Here is a 12335-nt window from a genome sequence, read left to right as displayed (position 1 = left end):
GACTCGAAGGAGAGTGCGCCGTGGTGGCTGTACCGACCGTGACCGGGAGTGTCGACTCCGCCGACCTGGGGCGCGTGCTCGCCCACGAGCACATCTTCGTCCTGGGGGAGGAGTACCGGCAGAACTTCCAGGCCGACTGGGACGAGGACGCCAAGGTCGCCGAGGCGGTCGCCGAGCTCGCGGCCCTGCCGGGCCTGGGCATCGACACGATCCTCGACCCGACGGTCCTCGGCCTGGGTCGATACCTCCCGCGGGTGCAGCGCGTCGCCGCGCAGGTCGACCTCAACATCGTCGTCGCGACCGGGGTGTACACGTACAACGAGATCCCCTTCCAGTTCCACTACACCGGCCCCGGCCTGCTCTTCGACGTGCCCGAGCCGCTCACCGAGCTCTTCCTCAAGGACCTCACCGAGGGCATCGCCGACACCGGCGTCCGCGCGGGCTTCCTCAAGTGCGCCATCGAGGAGCAGGGCCTGACCCCCGGGGTCGAGCGGGTGATGCGCGCCGTCGGTGCGGCCAGCGCGCAGAGCGGTGCGCCGATCACGGTGCACACCAACCCGCACACCGGCTCCGGGCTGGTCGCGCAGAAGGTCCTCGCCGAGGAGGGCGCCGACCTGACCAAGGTCGTCATCGGGCACTCCGGCGACACGACCGACGTCGACTACCTGTGCGCGGTCGCCGACGCCGGGTCCCTGCTCGGCATGGACCGATTCGGCCTCGACGTGCTCCTGCCCTTCGAGGACCGGGTCGCGACCGTCCTGGAGCTGCTGCGTCGCGGGTACGCGGAGCGCATGGTGCTCGCCCACGACGCCTCGTGCTTCATCGACTGGTTCGACCCCGAGGCCAAGCGGCAGGTCGTGCCGCGGTGGAACTACCGGCACATCAGCGAGGACGTCCTGCCCGCGCTGCTCGAGGGCGGCGCCACGCAGGACGACATCGACACCATGCTGGTGCACAACCCGCGCACCTATTTCGAGCGGTAGCCAGCCCTCGAGCGCTGCCGACCTCCGAGCGGTGGGTCAGCCCACTGCTGCGACGAACTCGAGCATGCGCCGGGTGAAGATCTGCGCCTCTGCGGGCTGGTACTCGGCCCGCAGGCTCGGGTCGGTGAAGCTGTGCCCGCTGCCCTGGTACTCGACGAAGGTGTACTCGCCGCCGGCCTGCTCGACGTCGTCCTGGAGGTACTCGTCGACCATCGGGTCGAACTGCTTGTCCTCCTCGTGGAAGGGGTCCTCGGAGGTGACATGGACCTGCCCGGGCACGCCGGACGGCCAGGTCGCCTCGATGAAGCGCATCGGGATGCCGCCACCGACCATGACGACCCCACGCGCGGCCTCGGGCAGCTGTGCGGCGACCCACTCGGCCGTGGCCGCACCGACGGAGAAGCCGATGGCGACGAAGGGGGCGTCGACCCCCTGCGCCGCGGCCAGCGCCCGGGCCTGCAGCGCCTCGTCGCCGATCGCCTTGGTGGCGGCCATGCCGCTCGGGTAGTCGTCGAAGGTCTCGCCGTCGAAGGGGTCGAGCGTGGTGACGTCGTGGCCGGCGTCGGTCAGGGCGTCGGCGAGGTCGGTGATGCCCTGACGGACACCGAGGACGGAGGGGAAGAGCAGTACGTGAGCCATGTCACCAACCTACGACCGCACCCCGACAGCCGTCAGCGGGCGAAGACCGGCGGCCGCTTCTCGACGAAGGCGCGCGCGGCCTCGACGTGGTCTGCCGTGAGGCCGCACGCCTTGTGCCGGGGCACCTCGGCGGCCATCGACTCGGACAGCGTCTGGTGGGGCGCCTCGCGCAGGTTGTGCTTGATGCTCGCCAGGGCGAGGGCGGGACCCGCGGCGAGCTGGGCCGCCACCGCGCGGGTGCCGTCCACGAGCTCGTCCTCGGGCACGAGGCGGCTGAGCAGACCGAGGTCGAGGCAGGCCTGCCCGTCGAGGCGGGGGCCCAGCAGCATCAGCTCACGGGCGCGCGCCGGCCCGACGAGCCGGTCGAGCAGCCACGCCACCCCGAAGTCCCCGGACAGGGCGACTGCGGCGAAGGCCGTGGCGACGACGGTGCGCGGCGTGCCGATGCGCAGGTCGGTCGCGAGGGCGAGGCCCAGACCGGCGCCGGCGGCGGCGCCGGGGAGCGCCGCGATCGTCGGCTTGGTGAAGGCGTGCAGGCGGCCCACCGTCAGCTCCTGGTGACGCAGCTGGTCGGCGACGCCAGCGGGGTCGACCTCGGTGGCACCACCCCCTTCGCCGCCGTCGGCGTCGAACTGCTGGACGTCGCCGCCGGAGCAGAAGGCGCGCCCGGCGCCGGTGAGGACGAGGACCCGCACGTCGGGGTCCTCGTCGGTCTGGGCGAGCAGCTCGCCGAGCCGCTCGATCATCGGGACCGACATCGCGTTGCGCCGGTCGGGCCGGTTGAGGGTGATGGTCGCGATGCCGTCGCTGAGGTCGTAGAGGACGTGGTCGGTGTCGGTCACGGGATCTCCTGGGGTTGGGGATGGGGAGCGGGAAGGGGGCGGAGGAAGGCGAGCGCGGCGGTCGCCGGGAGGACCGCGACGACGAGGAGGGCCCGCGGCAGGCCGATGACCTCGCCGAGCCCGCCGACCGCTGCTGCTCCCATGCTGCCGCCGAGGAGGAAGACGAGGGTGAGCAGGCCGAGGGCGCCGCCGCGGGTGTGCGCCGGGACGGAGTCGGCGACGAGCGCCGTCATGGCCGGCTGGCCGAGGCCGAAGGACATCATGAGGATCAGACTCGCCACGACGAGCATGGCCGCGTCGACCCGGGCCGCGCCGAGCGCCGCGAGCGCGACCGCGGCTGCCGTGCCGGTCGTCGCGATGAGCTGGCTGCGGGCAGCGCCGAGGGCGATGAGGGCGGGCCCGGTGACGCGGGGGGCGATGACCCCGAGCGCCGCGCAGGGCAGGAGGAGCATCCCGACCCCGGTGCCGGACCAGCCGCTCTCGGTGAGGACGACCGGGACGGCGACGAGGATCCCGAACCAGGCCGACGGCAGGCTCGCGGCGGTGAGCAGGCTGCGACGGGCGGCCTTGTCCCGCACGAGTGACGCGGGGACGACGCCGTGCGGTCGCCGGCGCGACCGCAGGACCGCCGCCGGGGCGGTCACCACGAGCAGGACGAGCCCGGCGATGGCGGTGGCCCCGCCCAGCGTGGCGGCCTGCAACGAGAGGACGGCACCGATCGCCGCTCCGCCCACGAGCAGGGCGCCGACGGGGTCGAGGGTCGCGCCGGTCTGGCGTCGGGTCGGCAGGTCGCGCCAGACGAGCGGGATCGCCGCCAGCGTGGCCAGCGGGATCGCCACCACCGGACGCCAGCCGAAGGGGTCGACGAGCAGGGCTCCGACGACGGGACCCAGCGCGTTGACCGTCGCGCCCACCCCCGAGTACGTGGCCATGGCCCGCGCGCGGCCGTCCCCGGCGAAGAGGGCCTGGATCGCGGCGAGGGTGAGGGCCGGCACGGCCGCGGCCCCGAGACCCTGCAGCGTGCGCGTGGCGATGAGGGCGGGAAGGGAGTCGACGAGGGCTCCTGCGCAGGCGGCGGTCACCATGACCGAGATCCCGATGAGCAGCGGCAGCCGGATGCCGAAGAGGTCACCCAGCCGCCCGAAGACCGCGCTGCCCACGGCGAGTGCGAGGGAGTAGCAGCTGACGACCAGGGCCGCGCGACCGGTGGTCAGGTCGAGGTCGTCCGCGAGGGCGGGGAGGGCGACGGCGACGGCCGCGCTCCCGAGCCCGGTCACCCCGAAGAGGATCGCGAAGGCGGTCGCGAGCGCCCCGCGGTGCGGTGCCGGTGACAGGGTGGCACTGGAGATGGTGGCTCCTGGGACGTCGTCGTCGCGGATGAGGCACTAGGACTTGAATATGAATCTGAGTTCAAGTATACCTATGGCGAGGCAGAAGACCACAAGGAGTGCCCATGACGACGACGTCACCCGACTCGCCCCAGGCCGACGCCGGCCCCGCGTCGGCCCTGCTGATCGACTTCGGGGGAGTGCTCACGGCCCCGATCAGCGCCGCCTTCGGGGCGCTCGGCGCCGACGCCGGCCTCGCTCCTGACGAGGCCCTGCGGGTCCTCGCCACCCACGAGGGGGCCCGCGCGGCGCTGTCCGAGCACGAGACCGGACGGCTCGACGACGAGGGCTTCGAGGATGCCTTCGCCGCCGCCCTCGTCGAGGCGGGCGGCATCGTCGAGCCCCGTGGCCTGCTCGCTGCCCTGGCCACCCACATGGACCTGGACGAGCCGATGATCGAGCTGGTCCGTCAGGCCCGGGCCGCCGGTGTCCCCGTCGCGCTCGTCTCCAACTCGCTGGGCCGCGACTGCTACGCCCGCGTCGACCTCGACGAGCTCTTCGACGTCACGGTCATCTCCGCGCAGGTCGGCGTGCGCAAGCCCTCCCGCGAGATCTACCGGATCGCCTGCGAGCGACTGGGCGTCGACCCGACCGAGTGCGTGCTCGTCGACGACCTCGAGCACAACCTCGTCGGCGCCGCGCGCCTCGGCATCCGCGGCGTGCTGCACCGCACCGCCGACGAGACCGTGCCCCGCATCCGCGAGGTGCTCTCCCTTCCTGCCCCGACGCCGACCGCGCGTTGACCCCCCTTCCCACCCCACGACCCAAGGACGACACGATGTTCGAACTCAGTGAACGCGGCCAGGACTACCGCGACCGCCTGCTCACCTTCATGGACGAGCACGTCTACCCCGCGGAGAGCGTCTACCGCGAGCAGATGCGTGCCTCCGGCAACCCCAACCACCACCCGCAGGTCCTCGAGGACCTCAAGGCCGAGGCGCGCAGTCAGGGCCTGTGGAACCTCTTCCACCCGCACCCCGAGTGGGGGCCGGGGCTGACCAACCTCGAGTACGCCCACCTCGCGGAGATCACCGGGCGGAGCATCGAGATCGCCCCCGAGGCGATCAACTGCAATGCCCCGGACACCGGCAACATGGAGGTGCTCACCCTCTTCGGCACCGACGAGCACAAGGAGAAGTACCTGAAGCCGCTGCTCGCGGGCGAGATGGCCTCGGCCTTCGCCATGACCGAGCCGGCGGTCGCCAGCTCCGACGCGACCAATGTCGAGACGCGCATGGAGCGTGACGGCGACGAGTACGTCATCAACGGCCGCAAGTGGTGGACCTCCAACGCGCTGCACCAGAACTGCAAGGTCCTCATCGTCATGGGCAAGACCGACCCCGACGCCCCGACCCATCGCCAGCAGTCGATGATGGTCGTGCCGATCGACGCCCCGGGCGTCACGGTCGAGCGCGGCCTGCCGGTCTTCGGCTACATGGACCGCGAGGGCCACGCCGAGGTCAGCTTCACCGACGTGCGGGTGCCCGTCGACGCGCTCCTGGCCGGGGAGGGTGACGGCTTCATGATCAGCCAGGCCCGCCTCGGGCCGGGCCGCATCCACCACTGCATGCGCGCCATCGGTGTCGCCGAGCGTGCGCTCGACCTGATGATCGACCGGGCGCAGTCCCGGGTGACCTTCGGCGAGCCGGTGGCCAACCGGTCCAACATCATGGACTGGGTCGCCGAGGCCCGCATCGAGATCGAGATGGTGCGCCTGCTGACCCTCAAGACCGCGCACATGATGGACACCGTGGGCAACAAGGTCGCGCGCACCGAGATCGCGGCGATCAAGGTCGCCGCCCCGCAGATGGCGCTGAAGATCATCGACCGGGCCATCCAGGTGCACGGCGGCGGTGGCGTGAGCGACGACTTCCCGCTGGCCATGTGGTACGCCCACATGCGCACCCTCCGTCTGGCCGACGGCCCCGACGAGGTGCACAAGATGACGATCGCGCGGCGGGAGTACCGCCGTCGCAGCCCGGAGTGGGGCAAGAAGTGATCGAGGGCGTCGACACGGCCGCGATGACGGCGTGGGTCAGCCCGCGGGTCGACGTCGAGCTACCGCTGGCCTACGAGCGGGTGGGGTTGGGCCAGTCCAACCTCACCTACCTCGTCACCGACGCGAAGGGGGCCCGCCTGGTCCTGCGGCGCCCCCCGATGGGCGAGCTGCTCGCCTCGGCCCACGACGTGGCCCGGGAGCACCGGATACTCTCCGCGCTGCAGGGGAGCGACGTCCCCCTTCCCGTCGTGCACGGGCTGTGCGAGGACCCGGCGGTCGCCGACCGGCCAGTGCTCGTCGTCTCCTTCGTCGACGGGCTCGTCCTCGACGAGCGCGGCGACGCGGAGGGCCTGCCGCCGGCCGCCCGGCATGCGGTCGGCCTCTCCCTCGTCGACACCCTCGCCCGGATCCACGCGGTCGAGCTGGACCGGGTGGGGCTCGACGACCTCGCGAGCCACAAGCCCTACGCCGCCCGGCAGCTCAAGCGGTGGGCGGGGCAGTGGGAGCTGTCGCGCACGCGCGACCTCGGCGAGCTCGACCGGCTCACCGGGCGGCTGCACGAGCGCGAGCCCGGGGCGGGCGAGGTCACCCTCGTCCACGGGGACTGCCACCTGCGCAATGTCATCATCGACCCCGACGACGCGCAGGTGCGGGCGATCCTCGACTGGGAGCTGGCCACGCTCGGCGACCCGCTCGCCGACCTCGGGACCGCGCTCGCCTACTGGCCCCAGGCCGGGGACCCGCCGACGATGCGCTTCGACGCCTCCACGGTGGCGGGCTTCGCCACCCGGACCGAGCTGGTCGAGCACTACGCCGAGGTGTCCGGCAGGGACGTCTCCGCCGTCCCCTTCTGGCACGGGCTGGGGCTGTGGAAGCTCGCGATCATCCTCGAGGGCGTCCGCCGCCGTCAGCTCGACGACCCGCGCAACCTCACCGCCATGGGGTCGATCCCGCCCGACGCGGTCGACCAGCTCGTGGCCGCGGCGCACGTGGTGCTGGACGAAGCGGTTTAGCATGGCGGCCATGCCCAGCGACAGCGAGACCACGAGCGAGGTGCCCGACCTCGTCGACGCCGCCAAGCTCGGCACCCAGCCGCAGACCGCGCGTGGCCAGCGCACCCGTGACGCGCTCATCGCCGCGGCCCGCACCGTCTTCGAGCGGGACGGCTACGTCGACTCCCGCCTCGTCGACATCGCGGCCGAGGCCAAGTGCTCGATCGGCAGCTTCTACACGTGGTTCGACAGCAAGGACGAGGTCTTCGCCGCCGTCCTCCACGAGGCGCAGAGCGACATGCTGCACCCGGGCACCACCTCGATGGAGCGCACCGACGACCCCATCGAGATCATCGCGGCGAGCAACCGGGCCTACTTCGAGGCCTACCGGCGCAATGCCCGGCTCAACCAGCTGCTCCTCCAGGTCGCGGCGGTCGATCCTCGCTTCCGGGAGCTGCGGCAGGCCCGGGCCAATGCCTTCGTCGTCCGCAACGGCCGGGCCATCGCCGACCTGCAGTCCCGCGGCCTCGCCGACCGCGGCATCGACGCGATGACCGCGGCCATGGCGCTCTCGGGCATGGTCTCGCGACTGGCCCAGGACGCCTTCGTCAACGACTTCCTCCTCGTCCCCGTCGACGAGCTCGTCGACGGCGCCACCCGGCTGTGGACCAATGCGCTCGGGCTCACCACGCCTGAGCTGCGGGCGGACTGAGCCGCCTCCCCGGACCGGCGCGGTCGGTCACCCCACCACGCAGAACTCGTTGCCGCCGGGGTCGGCCAGGCCCTCAGCGTCTGCGCAACCGGCCGCGACACGCGAGGCCCCGAGTGCCAGCAGGCGCTCGACCTCGTCGTGGCTGCTCGACCCGTCGCAGGGCGTGAGGTCGAGGTGGAGCCGGTTGCGCCCACCCTTGCGGTGCACGGGTTCGCCGCCCCAGGTGAGCTTGGGACCGCCGGCGGGTGACTGGATGGCGGTCTCGCCGTCCTGGTCCCAGACCACGTCCCAGGCGAGGGCGTCGCGCCAGAAGTGGCCGACCTGCGCGAGACCGTCGCCGGACAACGAGCTGAAGAACGGGCAGCCGGCGAGGAAGCTGCCGCCGGGCTCGAGCACGCACAGCTCGTTGCCGTCGGGATCGGCGAGGACGACGTGGTCGGCGTCCCCCTGGCCGACGTCGAGGTGGCGGGCCCCGAGCCGGAGGGCTCGCTCCACCGCGGACGCCTGCTCGTCGAGCGAGGTCGGCAACAGGTCGGGGTGCATCTGGTTCGGTCCCCACCTCTCGTCAGCCATCGGCACGAACCTGAGGCTGAACCCCACCTCAGGATGCGGCGTCAGCGCTGGTGCGGCGCGCTCGGTCGTGACGGACTGGCCGAGCAACTCACCCCAGAAGAGCGCGGGACGCCGAGGGTCGGGGGTGCCGAAGGTGAGGGCGGTCAACTCGGAAGCCATGACGGCAATCCTCCACCCGCGCGCGCCCCTGTCCAACCGATTTCGCGGCGACGTCAGCGGGCGATGGTGACCCCGCCGTCGACGGTGAGGGTGCTGCCGACGACGTAGTCGCCGGCGTCGGAGGCGAGGTAGACGGCTGCGGCGGCCATGTCCTCGGGGCGGCCGATCCGGCCGGAGGGGATCGCGGCGGAGATCTCGTCGCCGTGGTCGCGCGCCTCCTTGTTCATGTTCGAGGCGAAGGCGCCGGGGGCGATCGCGCTGACGACGATGCCCTCGGGGGCGAGCGTCACCGCCATCCGCTTGGTCAGGTGCACGACGCCCGCCTTGCTCGCGTGGTACGAGTACGTCTCCATCGGGTTGAGCGAGAGCCCGTCGATGGAGGCGATGTTGATGACCTTGGCGAGGTGGCCACCGCGCTCACGGCCGGCGAGCAGCAGGCCCTTGGCGGCCTGGGTGAGGAAGAACGGCGCCTTGACGTTGAGGTCCATGACCTTGTCCCACCCGCTCTCGGGGAAGGTGTCGAAGGGCTCGCCCCAGGCCGCCCCCGCGTTGTTGACGAGGATGTCGAGGTGGCTCTCGTGCTGGCCGAGGTCCTCGAGCAGCGCGGCGATGCCGGCGGTCGTCGAGACGTCGCCGGGCAGCGCGACACAACGCCCTTCGCCGAACTGCTCGGACAGCTCGGCGGCCGTCGCGCGGCAGGCCTCCTCCTTGCGGGCGGTGATGTAGACCGTCGCGCCCTGGTTGAGCAGGCCCTCGGTGATCATCCGGCCGATGCCGCGGGAGCCGCCGGTCACGAGGGCGACGCGTGCGTCCAGGGAGAAGAGGGCAGGGATGTCCATGGTGGTCCTTCGCTCGGTGGGTGTTCCCCTGACGGTAGCCGCACTTGAATCAGGGTTCAAGAGTAGTTGAACCCTGATTCACGTTGTGGGATGGTGGCCACGTCAGCGCCGACCCGAGTACAGGAGCACCCCATGACCCGGACCTCGCAGGAGATCCGCCTCGCCGCCCGCCCGCAGGGCCGCCCCGACGCCAGCACCTGGGAGCTCGCGACGACGGAGGTGCCCGACCCCGCTCCGGGGGAGTTCCTCGTCGAGATGCAGCAGGTCTCCCTCGACCCGGCCATGCGTGGCTGGCTCAACGACGTGCGCTCCTACCTCCCGCCGGTCAAGATCGGCGCCGTCATGCGTGCCTTCGGTGCCGGGACCGTCATCGCCTCGCAGCACGACGACTTCGCCGTCGGTGACGTCGTGAGCGGGACCTTCGGCGTGCGTGAGTACGCCATCTCCAGCGGGAAGGGGGTGGAGCGCCTCGACCTCGACGTCGCCCCGATGAGCACCTGGCTCGGTGCCCTGGGCATGCCGGGCATGACCGCATGGTTCGGCCTCGAGGACGTGGGTCGGGCCAAGGCGGGGGACACCGTGCTCGTCTCGGCCGCTGCCGGCGCCGTCGGCAGCACCGTCGCCCAGCTGGCCAAGGCCAAGGGCTGCCGGGTCATCGGCGTCGCCGGAGGCCCGGACAAGGTCGCCTGGCTGCGCGAGCTCGGCCTCGACGAGGTCATCGACCGTCGCGAGGGCGACCTGCTGCGGCAGGTGCGCAAGGCCGCGCCCGACGGGGTCGACGTGTACTTCGACAATGTCGGCGGCGAGCTGCTCGACGCCGCCCTGGCCAACCTCGCCCACGGCGCCCGGGTCGTCGTCTGCGGCGCCATCTCGACCTACAACGACGAGACGCTCGCCGAGGGCCCGCGTCGGTACATGGCCCTGCTCGTCTTCCGCGCCAGCATGCAAGGCTTCGTCGTCATGGACTACGCCGACCGGTACCCCGAGGCGATCGCCGGTATCTCCGAGCTGATCGGGGACGGCCGCCTCGAGGCCACCGAGACCATCCTCGAGGGCGGCATCGCCGCCTTCCCCGACGCCCTGCTCGGCCTCTTCGACGGGGTCAACACCGGCAAGCTCCTCCTCCAGCTGTGACCCACACGAAGGGAACCACCATGCGCGCCATCCACATCTCCTCCCTCGACGGCCCCGAGGCGGTCGAGGTCGTCGAGATCGCCGACCCCTCCGACGACCGGATGGTGACGATCGACGTCAAGGCCGCCGGGGTCGCCTTCCCCGAGCTGCTGCAGACCCGGGGGCTCTACCAGCTGAAGCCGGACCTCCCCTTCGTCCCGGGGGCCGAGGTCGCCGGTGTCGTCTCCGCCGCCCCCGAGGGCAGCGGTCTGTCCGTCGGTGACCGGGTCGCCGCGCTGAGCCTCCTCGGTGGCTTCGCCGAGAAGGCGCTCGCCCGACCCGACCTGACCTTCGCGCTGCCCGACGAGGTCTCCTTCGAGGAGGCTGCGTCCTTCACCTTCAACTACGCGACCGTCTACTTCGCGCTCGTCGAGCGGGGTGGCCTGGTCGAGGGGGAGACCGTCCTCGTCCACGGCGCTGCCGGTGGCATCGGGACCGCGGCCATCCAGATGGCCAAGGCCTTCGGGGCGAGCAAGGTCATCGGGGTCGTCTCCACCGAGGCGAAGGGGGAGATCGCCCGGGCCGCAGGTGCGGACGAGGTCGTCATGGCCGACGGCTTCCTCGAGGCGGTCGGCAAGGCCAGCGTCGACATCGTCGTCGACCCGGTCGGCGGCGACCGCTTCACCGACTCGCTGCGGACCCTGCGCGAGCACGGCCGGCTGCTCGTCATCGGCTTCACCGCCGGGTCGATCCCGGAGGTCAAGGTCAACCGGCTGCTGCTCAACAACATCTCGGTCGTCGGCGTCGGGTGGGGAGCCTTCGCGATGTCCCGTCCCGGCCACGTGGGCAAGGAGTGGGCGGCCATGCTGCCGCACCTGCGCAGCGGAGCGCTGCGGCCGATCGTCGGCGCCACCCACCGACTCGAGGACGCCGCCACGGCGATCGCCTCGCTCGAGGGGCGCACCGTCACCGGCAAGGTCGTGCTGGTGCCATGAGCGTCGAGCAGCTCCCCGGCGTCGAGGAGATCGCGCAGGTCCCCGCGGCGCTCCAGGTCGTCGCCGGCCCCGAGTGGGAGGACGGCAACGGCCACGTCAACGTCGCCCACTTCTACGGTCTGCACCTGCGCGCGGCCGAGGCGGCGCTGCAGCGGATCGGGGTGGACGACGACTACCGCACGAGCCGTCGCCTGGGTGTCTTCAGCATGGAGCAGCACCTGCGCTTCCTCCACGAGGTGCACATCGGCGAGGAGCTCTCGGCGCACGTGCGGTGGCTGGACCGTGGGGACAAGGTCTTCCACGGCATCTCCGTCGTCGTCAACCGCACGACCGGGCAGATCGCCAACACCCTCGAGGTGCTCGAGGGACACGTCGACCTCGTCGCGCGGCGCGCCACCCCCTTCCCCGCGGACATCGCCGATCGCATCGACGAGGCGGTCGCCGCCCACCGCGGCCTGTCCTGGCAACTGCCGCTGAGCGGCGCGATCGGCGTACGCCGCTGACGCACTGCCCCCCTTCGCGCAGCCGGGGGCATCCCCCGGGACCGGACCCACAAGCATCTGCCCAGGCACCCTCGCTGCGACGCGAGAGTGCCTGGGCAGATCGGTGCCAGGGGTCAGACGCTGAATCGGCCGATCGAGTTGGCCACCACGATCGGCTTGTCGATGCCGTCGGCCTCGACGGTCAGCTTGGTCACGACGTTGACCTGGCCGGGGGAGGTCTCCTCGACCTGCGTGACCTCGGCGCGCATGCGGATCCGTGAGTCGACCGGCAGCGGGTGGATGAAGCGGATGCGGTCGTAGCCGTAGTTGAGCGAGTGGGTGAAGCCGTCGAAGGCCATCAGCTCCTCGAAGAAGGCGGGCGTGCGCGAGAGGCTGTAGAGCCCGTGCGCGATCGTCGAGCCGAAGGGGGAGTCCGCCGCCTTGGCGGGGTCGACGTGGATCCACTGGTGGTCGCCCGTGATGTCGGCGAACCCGTCGATCGCGGCCTGGTCGACGACATGCCACTGCGTGGGTCCGAGCTCGACGCCGACGAGGTCCTTGAGGTCCTGGACGGAGGTGGGGCGGTGCTGTGCGGTCTGGGTCACGATGAGCTCCTTCG

Annotated in this window: 14 protein-coding genes; 8 read left to right on the top strand and 6 right to left on the bottom strand. The window is 71.9% G+C overall.

All coding sequences use genetic code 11. The features are described 5' to 3' along the window. Positions 1–20 precede the first annotated feature (20 nt). On the top strand, positions 21–983 hold the full coding sequence (locus EXU32_RS12420; protein ID WP_130630187.1) for a phosphotriesterase family protein: 963 nt from the start codon (positions 21–23) through the stop codon (positions 981–983). 36 nt (positions 984–1019) lie between these two features. On the opposite strand, the gene EXU32_RS12415 is transcribed toward EXU32_RS12420, so the two are convergent. From EXU32_RS12415 to EXU32_RS12405, 3 genes are read right to left on the bottom strand one after another with little or no spacing between them, the layout of a single operon-like run. Continuing rightward, on the bottom strand, positions 1020–1622 hold the full coding sequence (locus EXU32_RS12415; protein ID WP_130630186.1) for a dienelactone hydrolase family protein: 603 nt from the start codon (positions 1620–1622) through the stop codon (positions 1020–1022). 32 nt (positions 1623–1654) lie between these two features. Continuing rightward, positions 1655–2464, bottom strand: a complete 810-nt coding sequence (locus EXU32_RS12410) for an enoyl-CoA hydratase-related protein (protein ID WP_130630185.1) — start codon at positions 2462–2464, stop codon at positions 1655–1657. Beyond that, the gene (locus tag EXU32_RS12405; RefSeq protein WP_242612780.1) at positions 2461–3741 is read right to left on the bottom strand and encodes an MFS transporter; all 1281 of its coding nucleotides are present in this window, start codon (positions 3739–3741) and stop codon (positions 2461–2463) included. Before EXU32_RS12405 ends, EXU32_RS12410 begins: the two co-directional genes overlap by 4 nt. Positions 3742–3917: 176 nt before the next feature. Between EXU32_RS12405 and EXU32_RS12400 the strand changes: the two genes are divergently transcribed. The 4 genes from EXU32_RS12400 to EXU32_RS12385 are packed head-to-tail and all read left to right on the top strand — an operon-like array spanning position 3918 to position 7555. After that, positions 3918–4595, top strand: a complete 678-nt coding sequence (locus tag EXU32_RS12400) for an HAD family hydrolase (protein ID WP_130630183.1) — start codon at positions 3918–3920, stop codon at positions 4593–4595. 35 nt (positions 4596–4630) lie between these two features. Next, the gene (locus tag EXU32_RS12395) at positions 4631–5851 is read left to right on the top strand and encodes an acyl-CoA dehydrogenase family protein (RefSeq protein WP_130630182.1); all 1221 of its coding nucleotides are present in this window, start codon (positions 4631–4633) and stop codon (positions 5849–5851) included. Beyond that, complete coding sequence (locus EXU32_RS12390; RefSeq protein ID WP_130630181.1) at positions 5848–6864, top strand: phosphotransferase family protein; 1017 nt, start codon at positions 5848–5850, stop codon at positions 6862–6864. Before EXU32_RS12395 ends, EXU32_RS12390 begins: the two co-directional genes overlap by 4 nt. Before the next feature lie 10 nt (positions 6865–6874). After that, positions 6875–7555, top strand: coding sequence for a TetR/AcrR family transcriptional regulator (locus EXU32_RS12385; RefSeq protein WP_242612779.1), 681 nt, complete (start codon positions 6875–6877; stop codon positions 7553–7555). Positions 7556–7582: 27 nt separating this feature from the next. On the opposite strand, the gene EXU32_RS12380 is transcribed toward EXU32_RS12385, so the two are convergent. Further along, positions 7583–8287 (bottom strand): VOC family protein, encoded by a 705-nt coding sequence (locus EXU32_RS12380; RefSeq protein ID WP_130630179.1) that lies wholly within the window; start codon positions 8285–8287, stop codon positions 7583–7585. Between the two features lie 53 nt (positions 8288–8340). Further along, complete coding sequence (locus tag EXU32_RS12375; protein WP_130630178.1) at positions 8341–9126, bottom strand: SDR family oxidoreductase; 786 nt, start codon at positions 9124–9126, stop codon at positions 8341–8343. Positions 9127–9258: 132 nt separating this feature from the next. Between EXU32_RS12375 and EXU32_RS12370 the strand changes: the two genes are divergently transcribed. Genes EXU32_RS12370 through EXU32_RS12360 form a run of 3 tightly spaced genes read left to right on the top strand, consistent with a single transcriptional unit; the run spans position 9259 to position 11737 of the window. Then, positions 9259–10260 carry an NADP-dependent oxidoreductase gene (locus EXU32_RS12370; RefSeq protein ID WP_130630177.1) on the top strand — a complete coding sequence of 334 codons (1002 nt, stop codon included), beginning with the start codon at positions 9259–9261 and terminating at the stop codon, positions 10258–10260. A gap of 20 nt (positions 10261–10280) precedes the next feature. Continuing rightward, positions 10281–11234, top strand: a complete 954-nt coding sequence (locus tag EXU32_RS12365; RefSeq protein ID WP_130630176.1) for an NADPH:quinone oxidoreductase family protein — start codon at positions 10281–10283, stop codon at positions 11232–11234. After that, positions 11231–11737 (top strand): thioesterase family protein, encoded by a 507-nt coding sequence (locus EXU32_RS12360; protein ID WP_130630175.1) that lies wholly within the window; start codon positions 11231–11233, stop codon positions 11735–11737. The genes EXU32_RS12365 and EXU32_RS12360 overlap by 4 nt, the downstream gene beginning before the upstream one ends. A gap of 113 nt (positions 11738–11850) precedes the next feature. Here the strand turns inward: EXU32_RS12360 and EXU32_RS12355 are convergent, their stop codons facing one another. After that, positions 11851–12321 (bottom strand): MaoC family dehydratase, encoded by a 471-nt coding sequence (locus EXU32_RS12355; RefSeq protein WP_130630174.1) that lies wholly within the window; start codon positions 12319–12321, stop codon positions 11851–11853. Positions 12322–12335 lie beyond the last annotated feature (14 nt).

This window comes from Janibacter limosus, from assembly GCF_004295485.1.
In the GTDB taxonomy this organism is placed as follows: Bacteria; Actinomycetota; Actinomycetes; order Actinomycetales; family Dermatophilaceae; genus Janibacter; species Janibacter limosus_A.
The sequence above is the reverse complement of the archived record's forward strand: the minus strand, read 5'-3'. Positions and strand labels throughout refer to the sequence as shown.